Raw genomic sequence first — 25,836 nt, forward strand, 5'->3', positions numbered from 1 at the left:
CGAGTTGCCGAGCGGCGCACGGTGAGGCTCACCGTCCGGCTCCGCGTCCGAGACCGCTCCCGGCTCCGGCGACCGCGACGAGTCCCTCGGTGTCGGTGCCCGTATCGGTGCTGATCTCGTGCTCGTCGCCGGCTCCCAACACCCGGTCGAGGACGGCGCCGGCACCTCCGCCGGGAAGTTCGGTGCCACGCCAGGCGACGTGCTGGTCGGGGCGTACGAGGACGTTGCCGGTGCCGTAGACAGAGCGTGCTTCGGGATGGGTCAGGTGGATCACGGCGAAGGGCAGTGCCCGTGCCGCGGCCTCCGCGGCGAAGGCATGCTCGACGTCACGGTCCTCGGTGAGGACGAGCAGGGCCAGGGAGACACCGATGCGGTCGTGGAGTGTGCCGCCGTACGGGTCGACGTGTCCGTCGGGGGCCCGGTGGCCCGGTCGCGGGTCGTCCTCGTAGACGTCCGCACGCCAGCGGGGTTCGGAGTCGAGCTGGCCGGGTTCGTACCAGATCGCGCTCGACGCGTCGTAGCGCTCGTCGAAGGTGACGCCCGCCGCCGGGTCGCGGTCCTTGCCGAGCCGTTCGCCGATCTCCTTCCGGCGCCGCGCGGCCTCCGGTCCGAGGTCGGCGTCGTCGGGGATGCCGCCGCGGCGGATCTCCGCGAGGGTCGACTGGGTACGGCGGGCCCGTTGGAGGGAGTGGTCGGCGATGCGCCAGTTGTGTCTGCGGCGCTCCTCGTCGTACGAGTCGAGCAGCGTCCGCGGCGCGTGGCCGCCGATGACCGCGGCCAGTTTCCAGCCGAGGTTGACCACGTCGCCGAAGCCCTCGCCGAGGTTGCCGCCGGGGGTACGGACATGCGCGGCGTCACCGGCCAGCAGGACCCGGCCGCGGTGGAACGTCTCGGCGATCCGGGTGGCGTGGTAGAAGGTCGTCGCCGATACCAGTTCGAGGTCCAGGTCGAACCCGAACGCGGCCCGGCCGATCTCCAGCAGCTCGTCCTCCGTGGGCTCGTGGTCCAGCGGGTACGGGCCGGCGTAGACGCGCCACTCGCGGGTGCTCACCGCCGCCAGGAAGCCGGACGCCTTCGCGTTGACGACGATGTTGCTGCCGCTCGGCGCCGCTCCGACCCGGTCGCTGATGTCGCCGGTACGGACGATGAGCCGCAGCCGCTTCTCGGTGGCGTGCTCGCCCTCGCGCCCGATGCCCGCCAGCCGTCGGGTGGTGCTGCTCCCGCCGTCGGTGCCCAGCACATAGGCGGCACGGACGGTGCGCCGCTCACCCTCGCTCACCCCACCTGCCGCGTCACCGTCCACGCCCACGATCTCGGCATCGACGCCGTCGGCGTGCTCGCGAAGTGCCCTCAGCTCCCAGCCGCCCGCGACGCTCACGCCCTGTTCCCGCAGCCGGTCGAGGAAGACTTGCTGGAGCACGGTCTGCGGCCGTCGCAGGGCTTCCTCCGACGCGTACGAGGCCGTGGGGCGCAGGGAGTTGAAGGAAGGGCGTGGCAGCGGGACCAGTTCGTGTCCGGCCAGGGAGGTGACCAGCCTGGTGCCCTGGTTCCACTCCGGTGGGTAGGTCCAGGCGTCCCGGATGCGCTGGAGCAGCCCCCAGCGCCGGAAGTGTTCCACCACGCGAGGGGTGTGTCCCATCGCTCCGGCCCGTACCAGGGTCGCGGTGCGGGCGCGGTCCACTACGGCGACGCGGACGCCGCGCCCGGCCAGTTCGATCGCGGCGGAGAGGCCGACGGGGCCCGCTCCGACGATCAGTACGTCCACGGTGTCCGGCGGGGTGGCGGCCGGGAACCGTACCGTGTGGACGTCACGCCCGCCCGTCACCGACAGTTCGTTCATGTCCCTGTCCTCAGTGGTCCGCGAGGCTGGGCTCGCGGGTGTTGCGGTTGGCGGGGACCGGCAGGCCCAGGTTGCCGCGCAGGGTGTCGGCCGCGTACTCGGTGCGGAACAGTCCGCGCTTCTGCAGGATCGGGACGACGCCGTCGACGAAGAGTTCCAGGTCGGCGTTGTTGCGGAAGGCGAGGTTGATGCCGTCGAAGGTGCCGGCGTCGAACCACTTCTCGATGGTGTCGGCCACGGTCGCCGGCGCCCCGACGAACGGCGAGCGACGGAATTCGCTTACGGACTGGGCCACTTGACGCAGGGTCAGGTTCTCGGCCTTCGCCCGCTCGATCAGCTTGGACGCGCCGGTACGACCGCCCTTCTCGGCGAGGTGCGCCACGTCCGGGAACGGCGCGTCCAGGTCGTGCGCGCTGAAGTCGTACGCGCCGAAGGAGCGGCCCAGGAGCGCGAGGTTGCCCTTGAAGTCGTTGTCCTCCTCGAAGATCTCCCGCTCGCGCCGCTGGGCGGCCTCGTCGGTGGCTGCGACGATCGGTCCGCCGTGGATGAAGATCTTGATGTGCTCGGGGTCGCGGCCGTAGGAGGCGGTGCGCTTCTTGATGTCGGCGTAGTAGTCCTGCGCCTGCTGCAGTGAACCGCCCGGCGCGTAGATGCCCTCGGCGACCTGTGCGGCGAGGTCGCGGCCCTCCTCGGAGACGCCGGCCTGGAAGATGACCGGCTGGCCCTGCGGCGAGCGCGAGAGGTTGAGCGGCCCGGCGACCTTGAAGTGCTCGCCCTCGTGGTTGAGTTCGTGCAGCTTGGCGGGGTCGAGGAAGATGTCCCGCTCGACGTCGGCGGGGAACGCGTCGTCCTCGTACGAGTCCCACAGGCCGCGGGCGACCTTCACGAACTCCAGCGCCCTGCCGTAGCGGGTGGTGTAGTCGAGGTGTTCGTCCAGCCCGTAGTTGCGGGACGTTCCGGTGTCGAAGCTGGTCACGACGTTCCAGCCGGCCCGGCCGCCGCTGATGTGGTCGAGGGAGGCGAACCGGCGGGCGAGGTTGAAGGGCGAGTTGTACGTCGAACTCGCCGTGCCGACCAGACCGATGTGCCGGGTGTGGGTGGCGACCGCCGACAACAGGGTCAGCGGTTCGAGCCGGTTGAGATAGTGCGAGGGGTAGGTCGCGTTGATGAACTGACTGTCGACGACGAACAGGGCGTCGAACAGGGCGTGTTCGGCCGCCTGCGCCTGCTTGATGTAGTAGTTGATGTCGATGCTGGCGTTCTTCGCGACGCTCGGGTCCTTCCACAGACCGTGCTGGCCGGGGCCGCCGACGCCGTAGGGGTGCAGGGCGAGGTGGATCGTGCGGGGCATGCGGATTCCTCTCGGTGGTGCGGAAGTTGAGGGGTGCGGGGGTTCACAGGCACACCTGGGTGCGCGGGTTCGTCGGCGCACCCAGGTGTGCGGACTCAAGCGTGCAGCAGCGCGCGGAGCCGGTCGCGTTCGGCGCGGTCGGCCGAGGCACTGCGCAGGGTGGGCGCGGAGCCGACGAGCAGCCGGGTGTAGACGTGCCGGGGATCGGTGATGACGTCGCGGGCCGCGCCGACCTCGACGAGTTCGCCCTGGTAGAGCACGGCGATACGGTCGGCGACCCCGGCGACGGACCCCAGGTCGTGCGAGATGAAGACGAGGGCCACGCCCGCAGCGCGCAGATCCTTGAGGATCTGCAGGATCTGTACGCGGTTGGCCGAGTCGAGCGCGCTGACCGGCTCGTCGAGGATGACCAGCTTCGGCTCGGTGACCAGCGCCCGGGCCACCGCGACCCGCTGGCGCTGACCGCCGGACAGCTCCCCCGGCAGCCGGTCGAGCAGTTCCTCGGAGAGCTGGACGCGGGCGAGGAACGTACGGGCCCGGTCCGCCGCTTCCTGTCGTGCCACGCCCTGGATGAGCAGCGGCTCGATCAGCGACTCCTCGACGGTGAGGTCGGGGTCGAGGCTGCGCAGCGGGTCCTGGAAGACGTACTGGACGACGCCGCGGCGGCGCAGTCTGCGCCACTGACGGCTGCCGTACGCCCCGACGTCCTCGCCGCCGATGACGATCCGGCCCGCGGAGGCGCGTACCAGGCCGAGGACCGTGCGGGCGAAGGTGGACTTGCCCGATCCCGTCTCGCCGATGATGCCGACGGTTTCCCCGGGTGCGACGCTCAGCGAGACGTCGTGCAGGGCGCGGCGGCGCTGTCGGCGGGGCCCGTAGTGCACGTCGAGGCCGGTGACCTCCAGGACGGCCCGTCCGTCCGCCCCCGCTTCGGCGGACCGCTGTCCCTGTGTCTGCTCGGTGGTCACGATGTCTCCTGCGGCGTGAGCGGCGTGAGGAACTTCTCCAGGCCGTACTGGTCGTGCTCGGCGATGAGCAGTCGGGTGTACTCGTGGCGCGGACGGTGGAGTACGTCGCTCGTCGGGCCCTGTTCCACCACCTCGCCCTCGCGCATGACGAGGACCTCGTCGCACAGCTGGGCGACGACGGCCAGGTCGTGGGAGACGACCACCAGGGCCAGACCGGCCTGTTCGCGGAGTTCGGCGAGGAGGTCGAGGATCTCGGCCTGGACCGTGACGTCGAGCGCGGTCGTCGCCTCGTCGGCGATGAGGATCTGCGGGTCGGCGGCGATCGCGACGGCGATCAGGACGCGCTGGAGCATGCCGCCGGACAGCTCGTGCGTGTACTGGCCGTAGACCAGTTCCGGATCGCGCAGTTGGACGGCCTGGAGCAGTTCGACGGCACGGTGGCGTGCCTCGCGCCGCTTCAGGCCCTTCTTGACCCGGATGACCTCGGCGATCTGCGCGCCCACCCGGATCGAGGGGTTGAGGTAGGACGCCGGGTCCTGGAAGACCGCGCTGATCGTGGCGCCGCGCAGGGCCGTCCACTGCTGGGGTGTCAGGGTCGCGATGTCGGTGCCGGCGATCTCGATGGAGCCGGCGGAGACCTCGAAGTGCGGGGGCAGGATGCCCAGCGTGGCCCGGCAGGTGAGGGTCTTGCCGCTGCCCGACTCGCCGACGATGCCGACCGTTTTCCCCGGGGTGAGTTCGAAGCTCACGCCGTGGACGATCTCGCGGTCGGTGACCTGGTCGCTGATGCGCACACCGCGCACGGCGAGCACGGGTGCGGCCGTCGTACCGGCCGTGGAAAGCTCACCGACGGACCCGGTGGCGGGCTCCGTGGCGGGCTCGGCGGCACACAGGGCCGTGCCGGGGGCGGCCTTCGCGGACAGCGTGGTCATCACGCACCTCCGGTGGATACGGGGTCGGGCTTGCCGAGGCGATTGGCGCGGGCCTTGCGGGTGTTGACGAAGGCCCGGCCCGCTTCGCCGGAGACGTCGCGGATCGCGTCGGCGAGCAGGTTGCTGGCCCAGACGGTGATCATGATCAGCACCGCGGGGGCGAGGGGCGCCCACGGCTGGTAGCTGAGATAGCCGAGGTCGGAGGCGAGCAGTCCGCCCCAGGTCGGTGCGGGAGGCTGTACGCCGATGCCCAGGAAGGTGAGGCTGGAGACGATGATGAAACCGACGCCGATGGTCTGGGCGAGCGCGACGGCGATCGGCGGGAGCACCTTGACCCAGACGTGCCGGCGGACGATCCAGCCGGTCGAGGCGCCCGCGACGAGTGCTGCCTCCACGTAGGGAGAGCGGGCGACGGCCAGGGTGGCGGCGCGGGCCACCCGGTAGAAGAGCGGGGAGACCAGGGCTCCGGTGACGAGCATGGCCTGGGTGATGCCGTTGCCCAGGAGCGCGATGACGGCGACCGCGAACAGCAGGAACGGCAGGGCGACCAGCGTGTCGGCCAGCCGCAGGGTGAGCCATTCGAAGGTCCGGCCGAGGTAGACCGACAGGATACCGGGGATCGCGCCGACGACCAGGGCCATCACGGCGACTTCGAGGGAGCCGAGCACGCTGACGCGTGAGCCGTCCAGGAGCCGGCTGAAGGTGTCCCGGCCGAGGTAGTCGGTGCCGAGCCAGTGGGATCCGGAGGCCGCGGCAAGGGTGTTGTCGCTGGTGGCCAGGGGGTTCTGCGGGGCGAGCAGCGGGCCGAGGACGGCCAGCAGCGCGATCAGGGTGAGGATGACCACGGCGATGCGGCCGGAGGTCAGGCTGAGGACGCGGCGCACCATGGTCATACCCCCCGCTGGGATGCCGGTGTGACACGTGCCAGCACCAGGTTGACGATCAGGTTGAAGAGGACGACCAGGACGATCGACACGACGAGGACTCCCTGTACGGCCGGTACGTCGCCGGCCTGGGCGGAGTCGTTGGCGAACCGGCCGAAGCCCTGCAGCCCGAAGATCCATTCGGTGACGACGGAGGCGCCGACCAGTGCGGGGAATTTCAGGCCGAGGGTGGCCAGGGCCGGGCCGATGCCGTTGCGGAGCACATGGCCGAGGAAGATCCGACGTGGGCTCAGGCCCCGTACGACCGCGCCCGTCACGTAGTTCTCGCGGAAGGCGGCGACGAGACTGCCGCGGAGTTGGCGGGCCACGTCCGCGACGACGTCGAAGCTGAGCGCGAGCGCCGGGAGCGTGATGTGCGCGAGCCAGGGGCCGACACCCTGTTCGGCCGGGATGTATCCGGCGGAGGGGAACAGATGCAGTCCCACGGCGAAGACCGCGACCAGCACGATACCGACGACGAACGCGGGCATCACCGAGATGAGGGTGACGAAGCCGGTGATGGCCCGGTCGATCCAGGTGGTGCGCTTGAGTGCCGCGAGCGTGCCGAGGGTGAAGCCGAGGACGACACCGATGATCAGCGCGAACGTGGCGACGGACAGGCTCACTCCGAGGCCCAGGCCGATGAGTGTGGAGATGTCGGCGCCGTTGGTCCAGCTGGTGCCGAGCTGTCCGTGCAGGACACCGGTGAACCAGTCCCAGTACTGGACCAGGAACGGCCGGTCGAGACCCCACTGGGCCTCGACCCGCGCGATGGCCTCGGGGGTCGCCTCCTCGCCCAGCTGGATCCGCGCCGGGCTGAGTCCGCTCATCGACCGCAGCGCGAAGGTCACGAAGGTCGCGACGAGGAAGACGGGCACGAAGATCGCGACCGACCGGGCCAGGGTGACCAGGAGGCGGCCGAGCCTGTGCCGCACCCTGGTCCCGACGACCCTGCGACGGCGGGCAGGCGGGGCCTGTTCCGCGGTCGTCGTCATGGGCTTGCCCCTCTCTTGTGGTGGGTTCTTGGCTGGGACGAGGTGTCAGCTGCCGGAGATGGTCACGCCGGTCCAGTCGATGTGGGCCGGGTTCTTCGGCAGGTCCGAGATCGACTTGCTCTTGGCGATGAGGTTCGGCTGGGAGTAGGTGAAGACCAGTGCCTTGCTCTCCAGTCCCGCCCGGGTCGCCGCCTGGAGCACCTGTGTGTAGTCGGGGGCGTCCAGCGGGGTCTTGCGCACCTTGGCGATGGCGGCCTCGAAACCGGCCGGCTCGTAGGGCGTGCTGAGGTTCAGCGGGCCGTTGGGGCCGAAGTGGGCGGTGAGGGTCTGCGCCGCGGAGTCACGGCCGGTGGTCCCGTACAGCGAGAACGTCAGGTCCTTCGCGAAGAACGGGGTGGCCCAGTTCTTGTCGATCTTGATGGTGACCTTGATGCCGACCTTGCCCAGCTGGGACTGGACGATCTCCGCCTGCGGGTCCTCCGCAGGGATGACCAGGTTCAGCTTGATGTCACCGGACTTGTAGCCCGCCTCGGCGAGGAGCTTCTTCGACTTCGCCGGGTCGTAGGGGTAGGCGTTCTCCGACTTGGGGTCGTAGGCCTCGTACCCCTTCGGGAACGGCTGGTCGGTCACCTCGCCGTAGCCGAAGGTCAGCTTGTCGACGAACTCCTTGCGGTTGACCGCGTGGCGTACGGCGTCGACGACCTTGTCGTTGTCGAAGGGTGCCTTGTTGACGTTGAGGCTGAGGTTCGAGGCGTTGAAGCCCGGCTGTACGAAGACGTCCAGGCCGGCCTTCTTGGCGGCGGACGCCTGACTCGGGTCCAGGTCGGCGAAGTTGTAGACGCCGGTCTGCAGACCGGAGACGACCGTGGAGGCGTCGGGCGCGGAGGTCAGCTCGACGTTGTCGATGTGGATGTTCTTCGCGTCCCAGTAGTCCGGGTTCTTCTTCAGGAGCGCCTTGGTGCCCGGGATCACCTGGGTGACGACGAACGGGCCCGCGCCGACCGGGTTCTGGTCCAGCTTCTCGGGGTTCTTGGCCGCCTTGGGGCTGGCGATCTGCAGGACGCGCTGACCGAGCAACTGGGGTATCTGATAGTCGACCTGGCTGAGGTGCAGGACCGCGTCGAGGCCGTCGGCGTCCACCGACTTGATGGAGGTCAGGTCGCCGAAGAGCGCCGAGTTCTTCTGCTTCTGCGCCCGCTCGATGGCCGCCTTGACGGCGGCGCCGTCGACGGGCTCGCCGTCGCTGAACTTCAGGCCGGAACGCAGATGGAAGGTGATCTCGTCACCCTTGTCGTTGTACTCCCAGCTCTTGGCGAGGTCGGGAACAGCCTTGCCGCTCTCGTCCGTACGAGTCAACGAGGCGTAGGCGAGGGCGAGTTCGCGGAACTGCGCGCCGCTGCCACCGACGACCGGGTCCCAGTGGGTCGGGAAGTACGAGGAGGTCCACTTCAGCGTGGAGCCGCCGCCCGAGGCGGCGGAGTCACCGCCGCAGGCGCTCAGTACGGGGGTGAGCACGGCGACGAAGGCGGTTCCGAGGGCTGCGGCCCGCAGGCGGCCTGCGCCTCGGGACGAACGGCGGTCCGCTCCGGGGCGGCGGGTAATGAGGTGAGCGGGCATCTCGTTCTTCCTTTGGCGGGCCCCGGCCGGGGCCGGGGCAGAAGGAGCAAGGCGGGAGGACCTGACCCTGTGCGTACGGAACGTCGACTCGGACCCGGAGGGGCCGCACGGACATGCCGGGGAGAGCGCCGGCGCGCACTCGGGGCGCGCGGCACTCAGGGCAGGGCGTGCGGCGCTCAGAGCAGGACGTGCGGGATCGCGGGACTACCGGGATGGAGGAGTCGACGGGCTCGCAAAGGGGCGGGCCGGGAGACGGAGAAGGTGTGCGACGAGGCACGGGGAGTGCGACGGGGCACGGAGAGGAAGACGCAGAGGCGGGCACGGCTCGGTCGAGCACTGGAGAGCCAGTACTGGAGGCGGCGGTCAGGCGTCTGCGGACCGGGGACGGCGAAGGGTCAGCGACAGAGTGCGCTGCTGGTGCGCCGCAGGTCCACGTAGCGGCACACCACACCGGGGTGCGTCGTAAGCATGGTGCTCATCCTGGGGGCTCCCGCAACCGACTGTCAATGGACACCAATTGGTGTCTCATTGGGCGGGACGGGGTCCGCCGCAGTTCACAGCCTCGGACGAGCCGGATTCACCGTGCGGCGGGGTGAGTTGCCGCCTCGTCGGGGTGCAGCCACAGGGGCCCGCCCGCCGTGTCCACCCGCACGGCGTCCGGGGGCGGCCAAGGGCCCTCGGTCAGCAGCAGCCGCTCCAGGTCGGTGAGACTGCGGTAGCGCTCCAGCGCGTGCGCCGGAGTGAGCCGGGCGTGCACCGCCGACAGCCCGGGACTCAGTTCCTCGACGGCCGCCGCGTACTCCTCGAAGGGCCGCCAGCCGGGTACGACGCGGTACTCGCCCTCGGTCCGGACGAGCAGGGTCGGCAACGCGTACCGGTGTCCGCCCTCGTCGGTCTCCTTGGCCGCGCCCGGATGCGGCGACCCGTCTTGCGCGGTGAGCACCTCGGCCACCGGGCGGCGGGCCTCCAGCCGGTCGGCGCGCACCTGTTCCAGCACCGCCCCGGAGGCGGCGTCGACCGCCAGCCGCCGCACGTCCAGACCGGGTACGCCCCGGACCGCGGCCAGGGCCAGGTCGGGGGTGTCCGCCGGTTCGCCGAGCACGAAGACGCTCTCCCGCAGCCGCCGCAGCACCCGCTCGGCGACCTCTTCGCCCTGGCGGACGGCGGCCTTGGCAACGAGCGAGGAGGGCCAGGAGTCGGCCGGCATCCGGCTGAGCCGCACGGGGCGCGGGGCCCGGCTGTGCGAACTGATCTCCTCGACGTAGCGCGCGTACCAGGCCGTCTCCGCCACCGGGTCGGGCGGCGGATCGTCGTCGTGGTCGAAGAGGATCGCGTACGCCCGCCGCCAGCGGACCCGGCCGGCCAGCGCCGCCCGCAACTTCCGGAAGACGGGCTCCGATCCCCAGGCCCAGGGGCACAACGGGTCGGTGTACTCGACGACTTCGACCGACGCCGGTGTCAACGAGTTGGGCTGCGGCGGCTGTTGAGGCGGCCGGTGTGGCTGCGAGTTCGACTGCGGCGGTTGTTGCGGCGGCCGTCTCGGTCCCGGTTGCGGCCCGGCTGTCACGCGGCGCCTCTCCGGGCGAGCCCTTCGGCCGCTGCCGCCGCTCCCGTCACGCCCGTCACGCCCGCCGCTCCCGTCACGCCCGTCGTTCCACGGGTGAGCAGCGAGGTCAGCGTCACCCCGCCCAGGACCGCCGCGGCGGCCGCCTCGACCTCGCGCCACACATCGGGCAGGCCTGTCGCGGGACCCGGGTAGTCGAGACCCTCCAGCGGCTCACCGCGCAGGGTGATCAACTCGCCGTCCACGGCACGCGTGACATCGAGCAGGGTGATCTCCTCGGCGGCCCTGCCGAGCCAGTAACCGCCCTCGCAGCCGCGCTGGCTGCGCACCAGGCCGGCTCTGCGCAGTTCACCCACCACGGACTTCAGGAAGCGGAACGGGATCTCCTGCGAGGAGGCGATGGCTTCACAGGTGAGCGGGCGGGAAGGTTCGCGGGCGAGCTCCAGCAGCGCCCTCATGGCGTAGTCCGCCTTCGCGGAAATATGCATGCGCACATCATGCCTGAGGAGGGGGGCGGCGCGCGGCGCTTCGGCGGCTTGTTTCCCACATTGCGGGAACATTGCCGCAGGTGAAAGCCAAAGGACACCTCTTGACATCCTTTTCGGGACCGCTCTAGCGTCGCCGCCATGAGCGAGCCGCTGACGACCCCCGGTGAGGGCTTCCATCCCCACCTCCACGACAGCCCGAACGAGCCGACCGCACCCCTGCGCAGCCGTCTGCACCACATCCGCGCCGACTCCCTGGACGGCGACACCGCGCAGAGCGGCGGCATGCGCAGGTTCGCGGCCGTCAGCGGGAGGACCGTCGGCTCCGAGAAGCTGTGGATGGGCCAGACGCATGTGGCTCCGTCGACGGCTTCCTCCGACCACCACCACGGTGAGTCCGAGACGGCCATCTATGTGGTGAGCGGCCACCCGGAGTTCGTCTTCATCGACGACTCGGGCCGGGGCGGGGCCGAGGGCGCGGGCGAGGGCGCGGGCAAGGAGCCGAAGGAGGTACGGCTGCGGACCTCACCCGGCGACTACATCTTCGTACCGCCGTTCGTCCCGCACCGGGAGGAGAACCCGGACCCGGAGGACGAGGCGGTGGTCGTCATCGCGCGCAGCACGCAGGAGGCGATCGTGGTCAACCTCCCCCAGCTGTACGCCCTTTCGCCGGACGAGTCCTGAGCCGTCGAGGGTCGCGGAACCCGAGGTGAGTCAGGTCACGGCCGGGGCGGCCGGTTGGGCACCCGCGGCCAGCAGCACGTCGATCGTCTCGGGATGGGGCCCGGCCATCGCCCACTCCAGCGGGGAGCGTCCCGTGCCGTGGTCCTCGCGGAGCCGGGGATCGGCGCCGTGCGCCAGAAGCGCACGGACCGTCTCGACGTGCCCCCAGCAGGCGGCCCCGCACAGGGGTGTGCCTTCCGTGCCCCGTCCGCTCTCCGTGTCGGGCGGGGCCCCGGCCGCCAGCAGGCGCAGGACATTGCCGGTGGCGCCGTGGACGGACGCGGCGTAAAGAGGTGTGGTGCCCTCGGTGTCGACCGTGCCGGGGTCGGCCCCGGCTCGCAGGAGAGCGTCGATCTGCGAGCTGTCGCCGAAGGTCGCGGCGCTGACGAGCCGTCGGGACAGCTTCTTCTGCCGGCGTCTGTTCACCATGCGTCCGACCTCGCACCTCAGCCCGAACCTGCATCGGGCAAGCCAAGGCATCCGCTGCCGCGGCCTGCCGGGAGGCCGACGGTATCGACAGCTCCGGCGTCGCGGCCACCGGGTTTTCGAGCGGAGCGCCGCACGACCGCCGGCCGAGTTCACGTTCCGTGACGGGTGTCGTCCGGGGAACGAAAGAGGGTCCGGACCACAAGGTCCGGACCCTCTTCGACAGTAGCGGGGACAGGATTTGAACCTGCGACCTCTGGGTTATGAGCCCAGCGAGCTACCGAGCTGCTCCACCCCGCGTCGACATCACCTACCGTACGCCATCATCGAGGGCCCTGATGACCACCCACCGCGACGGCGGGCCGACAGGTACGGCTTCCCTGGGGCGCGGCCGGCCCGTGTGAGGGTCTGGAGGAGCCCTCGGACGGGCTGTGAATCGGCTGACGGCGCGGGTAGTCGAAGAGCGCACCCGGCCATACGCGGGTGTGGCGGCCGCCGTCGCCTGTCTGCGACGCCGGCGGCCGCCGGCACGAGGACTCGCGTCGTCCCCTGACGCGAGGGCCTCGCGCGGGATCGTCCTCGCGGCACTTGGGGCGCGCGGGAGTACGCCCCAACTCGAAAGGCCGCAAGGACGAGGGACCGGGGTCCGCGCAGAACATCGCGGGATGCGGACTCCGGTTTCCCGGTTGGCGTGGTGGTCTCTCCGGGCCCGGGGGCTGGGGGCCGGCTGCTGGTACCCGCCACGGCGGGCACGGCCGGCTGCCCGTGCGGAAGCCGGTGTCTCTGCCCGAGATCTTAGAACGTGGCCGGTACGAGGCAAGAACGCGTTTCGGCCCCGACGGGCGTGACGTGGCGGATCGTGTGAGGTCGTGTGGGGTCGGACGCACCCCGGGCCCAGCGCTGTGGCCCCGCGACCGATAATCGCCGCATGGTGGCCCCGCGAAGCACGGGCACCGTGATCGGAAGGAAGGCGGGCAATGGTCTCGTACGTCATCATCCCCGGGATCGACGGTTCGGACGCGCGGCACTGGCAGAGCCTGTGGGAGAAGCGGTGGGGCGGCTCGGCCGTGCGTGTCGCACCGGCCTCGTGGAGCAGGCCCGAGCTGTCGGACTGGGTCGACGCGGTCCAGACCGCCTACGAGTCCGTGGCGCGGCACGACAGCGAGATCGTGCTGGTGGCGCACAGCCTCGGCTGCTGGACGGCCGCGGAGTGGTTTGACCGGCAGGACCGGCTGGGCCGGGTGGGCCGGGTGCGACCCGCTGGGGTCACGGCGTTCCTGGTCGCACCTCCGGACACCCGGAGCGCGTCGTTCCCGAGCCACGCGGCTCCCTCGTACGTGGACGTGACCGCCCGCCCGCTGCCGTGCCGGAGCCTGCTGGTGGCGAGCGACGACGACCCGTACTGCGATCCGGCGGCGTCCGCCGCGTTCGCGCGCGAGTGGCGGGCCCCGTCCCACTTCGTCGAGAACCACGGCCACATCAACTCGGCAAGTGGCCTCGGTGACTGGCCGGCCGGGCAGGAGCTCCTGCGCACGCTCGTCGACGAGCCGACCGCGTGAGGCTGCGGCTCCGTGGTCGGAGCGGTGACCGCGAACGGTGACCGGATCGTTCCGCTTCGGGACCCGATGCGGCATGTCGCCGCGAGCACCACGTGGCTCAGACTCTGGGCATGAACCGCGCACTGATCGTCATCGATGTCCAGGAATCCTTCCGCGCCCGCCCCCTGTGGGCGACGATCTCCGACCCGAAGATCGCCGAGCAGGTGAACCGGCTGGTCCGGCTCGCCCGTGACGCCGGGGACCTCGTGGTGTGGGTGCTGCACTGCGAGCCCGGCAGCGGCGACGTCTTCGACCCGGCCCTCGGCCATGTCCGGCTCATGGAGGAACTGGAGCAGGCGGAGGGTGAGCCGCTGATCCACAAGACCTCGCACAATGCCTTCACCACGACCAACCTCCAGCAGATACTCACCGAACGCGGTGTCCGCGAACTCGTCGTCTGCGGCATCCGCACCGAGCAGTGCGTGGAGACCACCACCCGCGTCGCGAGCGACCTCGGCTACCAGGTCACGTTCGTCACCGACGCGACCGCGACCAACCCCATCCCGCACCGCGACGCCCCCGACGACCAGAGCGTGGCCGACCTGCTGGCCGACCCTCGTACGCTCTCCGCCGACGAGGTCGTCCGGCGCACCGAGTACGCGCTCGCCGGACGCTTCGCCACCATCGCGACGGTCGACGGTCTTGAGGCCGCGGCGGCACATCGGGCATGATGACCGGATCGTGACGCACATCGTCTTCTTCCTGGTGCCCGGGGTCCATCTGCTGGACCTGGCCGGCCCCGCGCAGGTCTTCTCCACGGCCGACGACTTCGGGCACCCGTACACGCTCTCCTACGTCGCCGAGCGGCCGCAGGTTCCCACCGCGCAGGGGCTGCCGCTGGTGGCCCGGCTCGACTGGCCGGAGCTGGGGCCCGAGGACCTGGTCGTGGTGCCCGGCTGGCGGGCGGGCACCCTGGCCGACAGCCCCGCCATCGGTCCCGCCCCGCTGCGGGCCCTGCGGGACCACCACGCCAGGGGCGGCACTGTGGCCAGCGTCTGTGCCGGGGCCGAGGCCCTCGGTCTCGCCGGGCTGCTGGACGGCCGTCACTGCACGACCCACCACGACGTGCAGGACGAGCTGGCCTCGCGTCACCCGCGGGCGCTGGTCGTCCGGGACGTCCTGTTCACCACGGACGACCGGGTGGTCACCTCGGCCGGCATCGCCAGCGGTATCGATCTGGCCCTGCACCTGGTCGCCACCCGGCACGGCCCCGCGGTCGCCGCCCAGGTGGCACGGGAGATGGTCGTGTACGCCCGCCGCAACGGCCACGAACCGCAGTCCAGCGCGATGCTCCGGCACCGGTCCCACCTCGACGACACCGTGCACCGGGCCCAGGACCTCATCGACGAACGTTTCGACCAGGCGCTCCCCCTGCCGACCGTGGCGTCGGCCGTGGGCGTCAGCGAACGCACCCTGACCCGGCTCTTCAGCCGCGCCACCGGGCTGACCCCCCTGCGCTACCAGCAGACCCTGCGCCTCGAACGCGCCCAGCACCTCATCAGTCACGGCGCGACCATGGACGCCGCCGCCCGCTCCGTGGGCTTCGAGGACCCGCGCATGCTGCGCCGCCTGCGCGCCCGCACCACCTGACCGCACGTCCACGTCGTCCGGTCCAGAAGCAGTTCGTCGCCGTCGGACCCACCCGCCCTCCCTCCGGCTCCAGTTGCGTACGGAATGGCAGCGTCACGGCCCGCCCGAGCCACGCCTGCCAGCCGGCCCCCGCCCTCGTACGAAGCGCCGCCGTCACGGCAGGTAATGCGTCAGGAAGAGGTGACATCTACGGGTAAAGTTGCGCCGGTGCTTGGGCAATAGGCACGCGTCCTCCATGGACCTCACCTTCGGAACGTGAGGTTCATGCGGGTCATCCGTCGCGCCCAAGCTGCTGTAAGGAAGACCGCTCCGTGAGCCAGGAACCCCCTCACCCACCCTCCCGCAACACCCCTGGTTCCGCCGCCGTGCCCGAAACGGTCACCCCGAAAACGTTCATGCCGGAAACGTTCACGCCGGAACCGGGTGAGACGGCCGGGCAGCGCAATCGACGACTGGCACACATCGGTGTCGCCCATGCGCAGCGGGTACTGACCGGCCGTTACCGCCTCGCCTCGCAGCAGGAGGCGTTCGAACTGCTGCGGCAGACCTCGCAGCAGTTCAACATCAAGCTGCACACGCTGGCCGACGCCGTGCTGCACACCGCGGCACCTGACACGGACGCCGAACTGTGGTTCCCCAGACGCGCCCGTTACAGCCCGCCACCTCTCGCGAACCTGGCGGTGGACGAGGCGAGCCGCACCAATCATGGCGTGGTGCTGCGCAACGCGATGCGGCGCGTACTGCACATCACCGAGACCACCATGGGCAACGTACAGCTGTCCGAGCAGGGCATGCTGCGCATGGAGAAACACACCGGGCTGAACCAGGAGTTCACCGATTTCTTCGCCTTCGTGCGGGACTCCACGACATCCTGCGCGCAGGCCGCCGAACAGCGCCAGCAGATCACGGTGAAGGATGTGGCGGTCGCGGACATCTTCGACGAGGAGTCCCGGCACGTGATTTTGCAGGCAGGCAGCCGGGCCGCGCACAGCGTGCCGCTGGTCGGCCGCAAGGACCGGGTCGTGGGCATCATCTCAAGCCATCACGAACAGCCCCTGACCGACTTCACCCGAGCGCAACTCGCCGCCCTGGAAACCGTCGGCACACAGGTGGGCCGCTGGTTGCTCTGGCACCGGCACACCATCGTCCTGGACGCACTGGAACAGCTCCATGCCGCCGCCACCGCGCAGAGTGCGCGGGGTGTACGAAATGTTCAGCCGGACTGACCCACTGTCTGTTCCCTGTCACCCCGGTTCCCCCTGCCACCCCGGTTTCCCCTGTTGCCCCGGTTCCCACACTTCCCGAAGGGCGGCGTTGACGGCGGCGGGCTGTTGTGTGTGCGGGTAGTAGCCCGCCACACGCAGCAGCCGGGCGCCGACAGTATCGGCCACCGCCTCGGCGCACACCATCAGCGGTTCACCCACATACGTGCGGTACAGCTCCGGCGCGTCCTGCCACGTCCCGCAGATCACCAGCTTCGGCCAGGGGCCGCGTCGTCGGCCGCTACTGCCGCGGGCACCGCGTCACGGATGGCCGCCCGCAGCCCGCCGGGCTCGTCGACCATCGTTCCGAGGATGTCGAAGACGACGACCTCGATCGCACATGCCTCAGCCATGGCTGTCCGCCCCTTGTCTCACTCCTGTCGCAGACCATTGTCGCCGGGTTGGGCACTACCTACGACTGCTCTCAGCCACTTCGAGGGCTGGCACGAAGACCTGCGCGCGCTGGTCGCCGACGCGGACGAGCCCCCGGCTCGGTCAGTTGATCGCGGACAGGTGACCGGCTCAGGTGGCTGCCGTCGTGGGTTCCTGACCGTCCCCTGCCACCTCTTCGGCGCGGCGCAGCTCCTTGTAGCGTTCCCACATTTCAGGCCGCGTGTCGTCCATGTACCAGGCGCGCAGGAAGAGTTCCAGGAAGGCACTCTCGGCCTCGTCCCCGCCACGTCGGTGGACGTCGGGGTCCGACTCAACCCATGCGGCCACCGGCCGCCATCCGTCCGGATCCTCGGCCACGGTCACCCGGAAGATGGCGTTGCCGGTCCAACTGCATTGCAGGGAAGGCTGGTTGTCCTCCAGGTACGCGTCCCACTTCTCGTCCATGTTCAGTGAGCGCACGCCGTGCCGCACCCGCTGCCACTGCCCCCGCATCGCGGCCCCGTTGCCCCACGACCCCTGGCCGTCGAACAGGTCCGCGGCCAGCTCCTGCCATCTGCCGCCCTCGCGGACCAGCCGCAGCAGCCGGTTCACCGCCGGACCGTAGCCGCGGTCGAAGTCGTGCCGCCGCGCGAAACCCTGCGCGAGGTCGTACTGGTCCACACTGCCGCGCCGGCGCAGCACCTCGAAGACCGAACAGGCCATCTCCGTGTCGTCCGTCCACGGCCACCGCGCAAGATCTACGGAGGGGTGATCGGTGGACATCTGCGCCACTCTGCCAACTCCGCGTGCCGCGACGCCACAGCGATCGTCTTCCGCCGCCCCCGCCGCTGACCGGCGCCCGAGGTTAACTTCCCGAAAATTCATCGGACGAGACGGTGAAAATCTTCGTGGTTGTCATTGACATGTCAGCGTCTACGCGCGTCATCATGTGGGCATGAGATTCCCCCCACGGATCACTCGCATCGGCGCCGCAGCCGCCGTTCTGTCCGCTCTTCTCGTCGGCGGGACCACGACCGCCGACGCCGCGGGCACGTCCGCCTCGGCCGTCGGCAGCATCTGCTACGGCAGTCTGCCGTCCCAGGCACACGACACGCTGGACCTGATCGAGCAGGGCGGCCCCTATCCCTACTCGCAGGACGGCAGCGTCTTCCAGAACCGGGAGGGCATCCTGCCCAGCCGGACGACCGGTTACTACCACGAGTACACGGTGATCACGCCCGGCTCCTCCACCCGCGGTGCCCGTCGCATCGTCACCGGTGAGCAAGTCCGGGAGGACTACTACACGTCCGATCACTACGCCTCGTTCAAGCTGGTCAACTACAGCTGCTGACCGCGACGTTCAGATCGGCACGTTCAGACCGGCACGTTCAGGAACCCTCGCCCCGCGGACCCCCCACCTCCATCGGCCGCGGGGCGAGTGGCCTGGCCGCGTACGTGACGCGTACGACGCCGTCCGCGTGTCTCTCCGTGTCTCCCCGTACGCCGAAGACCTCGCGCAGCAGCCGCGGTGTCAGGACCTCAAGGACCGGGCCCGCCGCCACCACCGCCCCCTCGTGGAGCACGACGAGACGGTCGCAGAGCCGGGCGGCGAGGTCGAGGTCGTGCAGGACCGCCAGGGTGGTGATCCCCGTACTGCGGATGAGGTCCAGGAGTTCGAACCGGGCGCGGATGTCCAGGTGGTTGGTGAGTTCGTCCAGGACCAGCAGGCGCGGCTGCTGGGCGAGTGCGCGGGCCAGCAGGACGCGCTGGCGTTCGCCGCCGGACAGGGTGGCGTAGTCCCGGTCCGCGAAGGGCCCGACCCCGCAGCGGTCCACCGCTTCGGCGACCGCACGGTGGTCCTCGGTGCCGTCCCTGTCCATCAGACCGTGGTGGGGCGTCCGGCCCAGGGCGACGATCTCGGTGACGTTCAGGCCGGTCGTCGTCGCGGCGTCCTGCAGCACGGCCGCGGTTCGGCGGGCCGCCGTACGGGACGACAGCGCCCATACGTCGTCGCCGCCCACCCGGACCACTCCCCCGGCCGGCCGCAGTGAGCGGTAGACCGTGCGCAACAGGGTTGATTTCCCACTGCCGTTGGGGCCCACGAGCCCGACGACGTCGCCCGGTGCTGCCTCCAGACTCACGTCGCGGAGGATGGGACTGCGGTCCAGGATGATGTGGAGTTGGTCCACGGTCAGTTTCATGCGGTGTCCAAGCCCTTGTCGCGGCGCAGCAGCCACAGGAAGAACGGGGCGCCGAGCAGGGCGGTGAGGATGCCGAGCGGCAGTTCGTTGGGGCGGGTGAGGGTGCGGGAGAGCAGGTCGACGGCCACGAGGTAGACCGCGCCGAGAAGCGCGGTCAGGGGCAGCAGCCTGCGGTGGTCGGCCCCCGTCGTGAGCCGGATCAGGTGAGGGATCATCAGGCCGACGAAGCCGACGCCGCCCGCGACCGCGATGACGGTACCGGTGAGCAGGGCGCTGATCACCAGCAGGACGGCGCGCAGCCGGTTGACGTCCACGCCGAGCGCGGTGGCGGATTCGTCTCCGGCCAGCAGGGCGTTGAGCCGCCGCCCGAACAGGGTGAGCAGGACGGTGCTCACCACAACCACCACCGCGACGGTGGGCAGTTGGTCCCACTGTGCGCCCGCGACGCTGCCGAGCATCCAGAACATCACGGTACGCAGTTCGGTGGGGGTCGCCATCAGCTGGACGAAGCTGGTCATCGACAGGAGCACGTAACCGACCGCGACCCCGGCCAGGACGAGCCGGGTGGGGGCCAGTCGGCCCCGTCGCTGCCCGAGGGCGAAGACCAGGGCCCCGGCCGCCAGGGCGCCGACGAACGCCGCGCCGGACACACCCAGTCCGCCCAGTCCGCCGAGCGCGGCGCCGCCGAGGGTGATGACCAGGACGGCGCCCAGGGAGGCCCCGTACGAGAAGCCCAGGACGACGGGGTCGGCGAGCGGGTTGGAGACCAGGGTCTGGAGGACCGCGCCGGCGACGGCGAGGCCCGCGCCGACCAGGGCCGCCAGGACGACGCGGGGTGCTCTGAACGTCCACACGATCTGGTCGAGCGCGGGGTCGCCGGTGGCTCCGCGGCCGGTGACGTGGTGCAGGAGGACCGACCAGACGTCGGCCAGCGGGATGTTGACCGCGCCGATGCTCACCGCCACCACCATGACGGCGCCGAGGACGACCAGCAGCCCGAGGGTCGTGAGTGACCACCGCACACGGCCCGGGAGGCGCTTCAGAACCGGTCGGGGTGCAGCATCCCGGCGATCTTCTCGACGGCCAGGTCGTTGCTCGGGCCGAGGTACATCGAGTCCGACAGGGCCACGTACGTGTTGTTCTTCGCGGCCGGCCACTGGGGGAACTCCTTCAGCAGTTTTTTGGCGTAGGCCGCCGGGTTCGGGTCGTTGTAGCCGATGACGACGAGGGCGTCGACGTCGGTGGCGGCCACCTTCTCCTTGCTCAGGTCGGCGAAGGAGGTCTTGGACGCCGACTCGAAGGCGTTGCTGCCGCCCGCCTTGGCGAGGATGTCGTTGTAGATGCCCTTGGCGACGACCGAGCTGAAGTCGTTGCCGCCCATGGCCATGTTGGAGAAGAGCACCATGACCTCGGGCCGCTTCTCGCCCTTCACCTTGGCGGCGACACCGGCGATGTTCTTCTCGGACGCGGCGATCAGCTGCTCCGCCCGGTCGCTCCGGTCGAAGACCCTGCCCATGTCCCGCAGGAGGGTGTAGCTGTCCGCGATCGTCATCTTCGAGGTGTCCTGGTCGCAGCCCTGCGGGGACACGTAGGTGCGGGCGCCCACGTCCTTGAGCTGGTCGCGGGTGGCGAAGCCGTTCTTCTCGTCGAAGCCGTAGGAGGTCGTGGACAGCACGAGGTCGGGGCGCAGCCCGATCATCGCCTCGCGCGGGACGTCGTAGGCGTCGTTGAGCTTCACACCTCCGTCGGGAAGGCCCTTGATGGCCTCGGCCCGGCCGTCGACCTCGGACATTCCGTAGCTCTGCTGGTTGGCGACGATGCTGTCCCCGAGGCCGAGGGCGAGCAGGGTGGAGACCTCCGCCACCGAGGCGCCGTTCATGACGACCACCCGGCCGGGTGCCTCGGTGAACTTCTGGGGCGCCCCGCAGTTGTCGAGGGTCACCGGGTAGCCCGACTTCGCCGCGGCGGCTGATGCCTCGCTCGCGGCGCCTGTCGTGTCGGTCGCGTCGGCACAGGCCGTCGTGACCAGACAGAGGGCGCCGGCCAGGGCGGCGGCGACCGGCCGTTTCTTCGACATACGGGGCTCCTTGCTACGGGGTGATACGTGGGTGGATCGACGGTGGGCGGCCATGTCGCGGCTCTGTTGCAGTAGTCGGAGGAGGTGACCGCCGAGTTCCCGCGGGCCTGCGACTACTTCGCCGGTGGGGGCAGCATTCCGCTGGTGACGCAGTGGTCGAGGTAACGGAGGACGAGGTGCCGGTCGACGGGCGGGCAGGTGATGCCACTGCCGCGCAGACCGTTCCTCACGTTGTCCGAGCGGACGCGGCCCAGCCGGAGGTCCGGTCCGGCGGGCTCCTCGTCCCGGGAGTCGAAGAAGGCGAGCGTGGTCGCCGCAGGCGGGGCCTCAGCGCTCGGAGTGTCCGCGGAGCGCGCCAGTTCGGTGCGCCACCGGGCCGTGGTCATGCGGCGCAGCGGGTAGCCGTACTCCTCCAGCCAGTCGTAGAGGTCGCTCAGGCGTACCGGGGCGGTGGCCGCGTGGTTGAAGACGGTGGCGTTCGGGGGGCGTTGTACGAGGCTGAGGTGGATGAGCGCCTTGGCCACGTGGTCGACCGGGGTCCAGGTCTCCTCCTCGAACAGCTCGGGGACGATTCCTGCGGGCACTCCCGCGCGCAGCACGCTCCACAGGAAGTCCCGCTCGTCCACGTAACCGGTGGTGTACGGGCCGACGACCCGGCCGAGCCGGTGCACCGTGACCGGCAGGCCCCTCTCGGCGGCCTGTTCCAGCAGGCGTTCGGCCGCCCATTTCGACTGCTGGTAGCCGGACCGGAGTCCGGGGTGGGGCAGGAGGAAGGCCTCCGGTACCTCGCTGCTGTGCGCGAGTGACGGGGCGACCGAGAGGGTCGACACATGGTGCAGGGGGATCGAGTGTTCCGCCGCCATGCGCAGGAGTTCCCTGGTCGACTCGGTGTTGGCGGCGCGCAGAGTGGCGTACTCGCGCAGGATGCTGACGGTCGCCGCGCTGTGGACGATCGCCCGGCACGTACGGCCCAGTTCCGCGAAGTGCTTCGCGTCGAGGCCCAGTCGGGGGCGGGAGAGGTCCGAGGGGATCGCGGTGATGCGTTGGAGTGCCTGGTCCGGAAGGTGGATCCGGTGGGCCTTCAGGGCCTCCTGGATACGGGCGGTGGCCTCGGCGGGGGTCCGGGCCCGGACGGTACAGACCACTTCGGAATGACCGGCATCCGTACGCCCGCCCGTCCGCCCGCCCGTCCGCCCGCTCGCGCCCGTACTCGCGCCCGTCAGGAGCTCCGCCAGGAGGTGTACGCCGACGAAGCCCGTGGCACCGGTGAGGAGGATTCTGTCGGGCGTGTGCCCCGCCCGGGATCCGTCGCCGGGCCGGGGCCGGATGTCCGGGTCCAGGACGGCGTCCGCGAGCAGGGTGGCCGGCGGACCGGGAGCGACGGACAGCTGCCGTGCCCGTGCGTGGCCTGTCGACCGTGCCTGCCGTTCCTGCCGTTCCTGCCGTTCCTGCCGTTCCAGGAAACCCGCCAGTCCGGCGGGGGTCGGGTGCTGGAAGAGCCAGGCGACCTTCACCTCCCGGTGGAGTTCGGTACCCAGGCGGTTGGCGACCTGGATGGCCTGCAGGGACTGGGCGCCCAGGTCGAACACGTCGTCCTGCGCGGAGAGGGTCGTGATGCCGAGCGCCCGCTGCCAGGCCCCGGCGACGGCCCGCTCCAACGGGCTGTCGGGCGCGTCCTCGTACGCGACCGCCGTGCCGTCGGACATGCCGTCGGTCGTACCGTCGGACATGTCGGTCTGTGCGCCGGGGCGGGGCGCCAGCCGCCCGAGCGCGTCGCGGTCGGTCTTTCCCGCGCCGGTACGAGGCACACGGTCCAGGAACTCGACCGCCGAAGGGATCATCGCGGCGGGGAGTGTCGCCCGGAGATGGTCCCTGAGTAGGGTTGTCGCAGGTGGCGGGCCGTCCGGGACGACGAACGCGATCAGACGCCGTGTCCCGTCCGCCAGTACCTGTCCGACCACGGCGGTGTCGCGGACCGCCGGATGGGTGAGGAGCGCGTTCTCCACCTCGGCGGGGTGCACACGGTGACCGCTGATCTTGAACTCCGCGTCCGACCGGCCCAGATACCGCAGCTGACCGTCGTCGCCGAGCCGTACCAGGTCGCCGGTGCGGTAGGCGCGGGGCGCTCCGGGGAGCCGGCCGAGTGGGGCGAAGCGGTACGCGTCCGGCGGCCGGGCCCCACGGTAACCGCGCGCCAGGTTGTCGCCCAGGAGGTGGAGTTCACCGTCGACGACGGCGGCACGGGTGCCGGGGAGCGGCAGTCCGATGGGGACGTCTCCCGCGGGGAGGGATTCGTCGTGCAGGTCGGCGACGGTGGCGACCACGGTCGCCTCGGTCGGCCCGTAGGTGTTGAACAGCCGCACCGAGGTGCCGACCGCCTTGCGCCAGCGGTCGACCCGTTCGGGCAGGGCGGCCTCTCCGCCGATCACGACGGTGCGTATCCCGGCGGGCAGGGCCGGGGCGTCGGCGGAGCCGGTCGAGAGCGCGTGGGCCAGTTCGTGCCAGTAGGCGGTGGGCAGGTCGAGGAAGCTGATCCGCAGCCGTGCGCAGGCGTCCAGGAAGCCGTGGACCGAGTCGGTCATGTCCTCGTCGCGGACGACGAGCGTGGCACCCCGGCACAGGGTGAGGAAGATTTCCTCGACGCTCGTGTCGAAGTGCAGGGGGGCGAACTGCAGGACGCGGTCCTCCTGCTGCGGGCCGTAGCGGTGGGTGGCGCCGGCCACGAAGTGCGCGAGGGCACGGTGGTCGATCTCCACGCCCTTGGGGCGCCCGGTGGAGCCCGAGGTGTGGAGGACGTAGGCGAGGTCGTCCGGCGCGGGTGCCGGAGGCTGCCGGGTGGCGGGCTCGTGGTGCGGCTCCACCGGCATCGCTTCGGTGGTCAGGACGAGCGTGGGGCGTGCGTCGTCGAGCAGTTCCGCCCTGCGGGCCGGAGTCGCGGCCGGGTCGAGCGGACAGTAGGCGGCTCCGGACAGCAGGACGCCGAGGACGGTGGTGACGGCGTCGATGCCACGCGGCAGGGCGACGGCCACCAGGTCGCCCCGGCCGATCCCCCGGCCCGTCAGCCGGCGGGCCGACTCCTGTGCTGCGTCCAGCAGTTGTGCGTAGGTGATCGCCCGACCGGCGTGCTCGACGGCGATGGATCCGCCGCGCAGGGAGGCGTGTTCGGCGATCAGGTCGAGGACGGGGTGGGCGGGGCTCGGCAGCGGACCTCCGTCCAGGACCTGGATGTCGGCGATGTCTGGCCGGGCACGCGTGCGCGGACCAGGGACGCCGAGCTCGCCATGGGGAGCGGCAATCGCCTTGTCGAGCAGCAGGAGCAGTTCGTCCAGGAGGGTGACGACGTCCGCCTCGTCGTAGAGGTCGGGGTGGGCGTCCACCGCGATGCGCAGGCCTCCGCCCTCGGCGCGGTCGTACACGTTGACGGAAAGGTCGTCGACCGGGCCCGCGGAGACGTTGTGGACGGTGCTGGGGTGTCCGGCGAAACGCAGGTCGTACGCGAAGGGCATGATGTTGACGCCCGGCCCGGACAACCTGCGCTCTCCGCCGACGAGCCTGAGGTCGCGCCGCAGTCGCTCGTAGCGGTAGCGCTGGTGCGGCAGGCCCGCACGCAGTTCGGCGGAGATCCGCAGTGCCAGGTCGCGCACGCTGTCCGACGCGGAGACGGTGACGCGCAGGGGCAGGATGTTGCGGACCATGCAGGGCACGCGCAGGGCCACGGAACCGAGTCGGCCCATGGTGGGCAGGCTCAGGACGATCTCCGGTGCGCCGGTCGCGCGGTGCAGCTGTGCCGCCGTCACGGCCAGCACGACCTCCGACCAGGTGACCTTCAGTGCGCGGGCGACCGTTCGCAGGGCCCGCGTACGAGCTGCGCCGAGGTCGGCCACCTGACGGTGGAAGGTGCGTGCGGGCAGGGCCGTACGCCCGGCCGGCGTGGCCACCGGCGGGCGGTCGGCGAACCGGCCCGTCCAGTAGGCGCGGTCCTCGGCGAAGCGTGGCGACTCACGGTAGGCGCGTTCCTCGTCCCGTACGGAGGCCAGGGTGCCGAAGCCGCTGTCGCCCGTCGGCTCGCCCTCCATCAGGGCGGTGTAGACCTGGGCGACCCGGCGGGCGACCAGCGACAGGCCGAAGCCGTCGAGGGCGATGTGGTGCACACGGTGGTACCAGAGGTGTTCCTCCGGAGCGATGCGCAGCAGGGCGTGACCGAAGAGCGGCCCCTGTGCCAGATCGACGGGGCAGGCCATGTCCGTGTCGATCCAGGCCAGGGCGGCCTCGTACGGGTCGGGCTCGGCGGTGAGGTCGGCCGTGTGCAGCCGCCAGTCCCCGGCCGGGGTTTCCCGCTGTCGGGGCCGGCCGTCCGCGTCGGCCACGAAGGAGACGTTCAGGGCCGGGGTCTCCGCGACGACCTGGCGCAGGGCGGAGTCGAAGACGGCCGGGTCCACAGGGCCGGCGATGTGCACGTACTCGGCCGTGTTGTAGGCGGGGCTGTCCGGGTCCAGTTGCTGGCCGGTCCAGATGCCCTCCTGGGCGGCGAGCAGGGCGTGGCGGCCCGCCGTGCCGCCGTCATGCGCCGGCACGGTCCACTCCCTCCTGACTGGTTTGGCGTGTCTGACCTGCCTGGCGTGCTTGGCGTGACTGACGTGCGGAGAGCAGGTGCCACCACTGGGCGAACGAGGTGCATTCGGCGAGTTCGACGAAGTTCACGTCCACGCCGGTCTCTCGCCAGCGTTCGATGAGGGTGACGATGCGGAGGGAGTCGAGACCCGCGAGGAGAGGGCTCTCTTCGAGGTCTACTTCGTCGGGCCGCTGGTACAGGTACTCCGCGAGGTCCGCGCGGAATCCGTCCAGGGTGAGGGGAGCAGGCATGTGGTCTCTCTCGTTGGCGCATGGCGCATGGCGCACGGTGCGTGACGCA

At 70.8% G+C, this 25,836-nt stretch carries 21 protein-coding genes, 1 tRNA gene and 2 pseudogenes; 6 read left to right on the forward strand and 18 right to left on the reverse strand.

Features of this window, described 5'->3' with window-relative positions; translation table 11 throughout:
- Positions 1 to 28 precede the first annotated feature (28 nt).
- From C6Y14_RS02865 to C6Y14_RS02905, 9 genes are all read right to left on the reverse strand, one after another.
- The gene (locus C6Y14_RS02865; protein ID WP_107014805.1) at positions 29 to 1,840 is read right to left on the reverse strand and encodes an FAD-dependent monooxygenase; all 1,812 of its coding nucleotides are present in this window, start codon (positions 1,838 to 1,840) and stop codon (positions 29 to 31) included.
- A 10-nt stretch (positions 1,841 to 1,850) separates the two neighbouring features.
- The gene (locus C6Y14_RS02870) at positions 1,851 to 3,191 is read right to left on the reverse strand and encodes an LLM class flavin-dependent oxidoreductase (RefSeq protein ID WP_107014806.1); all 1,341 of its coding nucleotides are present in this window, start codon (positions 3,189 to 3,191) and stop codon (positions 1,851 to 1,853) included.
- Between the two features lie 95 nt (positions 3,192 to 3,286).
- Positions 3,287 to 4,159, reverse strand: a complete 873-nt coding sequence (locus C6Y14_RS02875) for an ABC transporter ATP-binding protein (protein ID WP_107014807.1) — start codon at positions 4,157 to 4,159, stop codon at positions 3,287 to 3,289.
- Entirely contained in the window at positions 4,156 to 5,091 is a 936-nt protein-coding gene (locus C6Y14_RS02880; RefSeq protein ID WP_107014808.1) for an ABC transporter ATP-binding protein, read from the reverse strand. The genes C6Y14_RS02875 and C6Y14_RS02880 overlap by 4 nt, the downstream gene beginning before the upstream one ends.
- Positions 5,091 to 5,978 (reverse strand): ABC transporter permease, encoded by an 888-nt coding sequence (locus C6Y14_RS02885; RefSeq protein ID WP_107014809.1) that lies wholly within the window; start codon positions 5,976 to 5,978, stop codon positions 5,091 to 5,093. The genes C6Y14_RS02880 and C6Y14_RS02885 overlap by 1 nt, the downstream gene beginning before the upstream one ends.
- 2 nt (positions 5,979 to 5,980) lie before the next feature.
- Positions 5,981 to 7,009, reverse strand: coding sequence for an ABC transporter permease (locus C6Y14_RS02890; protein WP_107014810.1), 1,029 nt, complete (start codon positions 7,007 to 7,009; stop codon positions 5,981 to 5,983).
- A gap of 45 nt (positions 7,010 to 7,054) precedes the next feature.
- Entirely contained in the window at positions 7,055 to 8,626 is a 1,572-nt protein-coding gene (locus C6Y14_RS02895) for an ABC transporter substrate-binding protein (RefSeq protein WP_107014811.1), read from the reverse strand.
- A gap of 577 nt (positions 8,627 to 9,203) precedes the next feature.
- Positions 9,204 to 10,088 carry a DsbA family oxidoreductase gene (locus tag C6Y14_RS02900; protein ID WP_107014812.1) on the reverse strand — a complete coding sequence of 295 codons (885 nt, stop codon included), beginning with the start codon at positions 10,086 to 10,088 and terminating at the stop codon, positions 9,204 to 9,206.
- 101 nt (positions 10,089 to 10,189) lie between these two features.
- Positions 10,190 to 10,678, reverse strand: coding sequence for an RrF2 family transcriptional regulator (locus C6Y14_RS02905; RefSeq protein ID WP_107014813.1), 489 nt, complete (start codon positions 10,676 to 10,678; stop codon positions 10,190 to 10,192).
- A gap of 138 nt (positions 10,679 to 10,816) precedes the next feature.
- On the opposite strand from C6Y14_RS02905, the gene C6Y14_RS02910 reads away from it, so the two are divergent.
- Positions 10,817 to 11,359 carry a cupin domain-containing protein gene (locus C6Y14_RS02910; protein WP_107014814.1) on the forward strand — a complete coding sequence of 181 codons (543 nt, stop codon included), beginning with the start codon at positions 10,817 to 10,819 and terminating at the stop codon, positions 11,357 to 11,359.
- Positions 11,360 to 11,389: 30 nt separating this feature from the next.
- On the opposite strand, the gene C6Y14_RS02915 is transcribed toward C6Y14_RS02910, so the two are convergent.
- Both C6Y14_RS02915 and C6Y14_RS02920 read right to left on the reverse strand, forming a co-directional pair.
- On the reverse strand, positions 11,390 to 11,824 hold the full coding sequence (locus C6Y14_RS02915) for an ankyrin repeat domain-containing protein (RefSeq protein ID WP_107015165.1): 435 nt from the start codon (positions 11,822 to 11,824) through the stop codon (positions 11,390 to 11,392).
- A 226-nt stretch (positions 11,825 to 12,050) separates the two neighbouring features.
- Positions 12,051 to 12,124, reverse strand: a tRNA-Met gene (locus C6Y14_RS02920).
- 677 nt (positions 12,125 to 12,801) lie between these two features.
- Between C6Y14_RS02920 and C6Y14_RS02925 the strand changes: the two genes are divergently transcribed.
- The 4 genes from C6Y14_RS02925 (at position 12,802) to C6Y14_RS02940 (ending at position 16,238) form a co-directional block, all read left to right on the forward strand.
- Positions 12,802 to 13,383, forward strand: a complete 582-nt coding sequence (locus tag C6Y14_RS02925; RefSeq protein WP_107014815.1) for an RBBP9/YdeN family alpha/beta hydrolase — start codon at positions 12,802 to 12,804, stop codon at positions 13,381 to 13,383.
- 110 nt (positions 13,384 to 13,493) lie between these two features.
- Positions 13,494 to 14,093 (forward strand): cysteine hydrolase family protein, encoded by a 600-nt coding sequence (locus C6Y14_RS02930; protein WP_107014816.1) that lies wholly within the window; start codon positions 13,494 to 13,496, stop codon positions 14,091 to 14,093.
- Positions 14,094 to 14,103: 10 nt separating this feature from the next.
- Positions 14,104 to 15,012: a GlxA family transcriptional regulator gene (locus C6Y14_RS02935; RefSeq protein WP_107014817.1), complete on the forward strand. Its 909-nt coding sequence runs from the start codon at positions 14,104 to 14,106 to the stop codon at positions 15,010 to 15,012.
- 311 nt (positions 15,013 to 15,323) lie between these two features.
- The gene (locus tag C6Y14_RS02940; protein WP_225890854.1) at positions 15,324 to 16,238 is read left to right on the forward strand and encodes a GAF and ANTAR domain-containing protein; all 915 of its coding nucleotides are present in this window, start codon (positions 15,324 to 15,326) and stop codon (positions 16,236 to 16,238) included.
- A 260-nt stretch (positions 16,239 to 16,498) separates the two neighbouring features.
- Here C6Y14_RS02940 and C6Y14_RS02950 read toward each other — a convergent pair.
- Positions 16,499 to 16,627, reverse strand: a pseudogene (locus C6Y14_RS02950) (haloacid dehalogenase type II); the annotation flags it as partial.
- A 517-nt stretch (positions 16,628 to 17,144) separates the two neighbouring features.
- Positions 17,145 to 17,429 (reverse strand): annotated as a pseudogene (locus C6Y14_RS02955) (ADP-ribosylglycohydrolase family protein); the annotation flags it as partial.
- Between the two features lie 172 nt (positions 17,430 to 17,601).
- Here C6Y14_RS02955 and C6Y14_RS02960 point away from each other — a divergent pair.
- Positions 17,602 to 17,997, forward strand: a complete 396-nt coding sequence (locus tag C6Y14_RS02960) for a ribonuclease domain-containing protein (protein WP_107014819.1) — start codon at positions 17,602 to 17,604, stop codon at positions 17,995 to 17,997.
- A gap of 37 nt (positions 17,998 to 18,034) precedes the next feature.
- On the opposite strand, the gene C6Y14_RS02965 is transcribed toward C6Y14_RS02960, so the two are convergent.
- The 5 genes from C6Y14_RS02965 to C6Y14_RS02985 all read right to left on the reverse strand — a co-directional run bounded on the left by C6Y14_RS02965 (position 18,035) and on the right by C6Y14_RS02985 (position 25,787).
- Positions 18,035 to 18,847, reverse strand: a complete 813-nt coding sequence (locus C6Y14_RS02965; protein ID WP_107014820.1) for an ABC transporter ATP-binding protein — start codon at positions 18,845 to 18,847, stop codon at positions 18,035 to 18,037.
- The gene (locus C6Y14_RS02970) at positions 18,844 to 19,818 is read right to left on the reverse strand and encodes a FecCD family ABC transporter permease (protein ID WP_107015166.1); all 975 of its coding nucleotides are present in this window, start codon (positions 19,816 to 19,818) and stop codon (positions 18,844 to 18,846) included. Before C6Y14_RS02970 ends, C6Y14_RS02965 begins: the two co-directional genes overlap by 4 nt.
- Positions 19,819 to 19,886: 68 nt before the next feature.
- Positions 19,887 to 20,924: an ABC transporter substrate-binding protein gene (locus tag C6Y14_RS02975; RefSeq protein WP_107014821.1), complete on the reverse strand. Its 1,038-nt coding sequence runs from the start codon at positions 20,922 to 20,924 to the stop codon at positions 19,887 to 19,889.
- Positions 20,925 to 21,037: 113 nt separating this feature from the next.
- Positions 21,038 to 25,498, reverse strand: a complete 4,461-nt coding sequence (locus C6Y14_RS02980; RefSeq protein ID WP_107014822.1) for a non-ribosomal peptide synthetase — start codon at positions 25,496 to 25,498, stop codon at positions 21,038 to 21,040.
- Entirely contained in the window at positions 25,485 to 25,787 is a 303-nt protein-coding gene (locus C6Y14_RS02985; protein ID WP_107014823.1) for a phosphopantetheine-binding protein, read from the reverse strand. Before C6Y14_RS02985 ends, C6Y14_RS02980 begins: the two co-directional genes overlap by 14 nt.
- Positions 25,788 to 25,836: the final 49 nt, after the last annotated feature.

The sequence above is a fragment of the Streptomyces dioscori genome (assembly GCF_003024195.1).
GTDB lineage: Bacteria > Actinomycetota > Actinomycetes > Streptomycetales > Streptomycetaceae > Streptomyces > Streptomyces dioscori.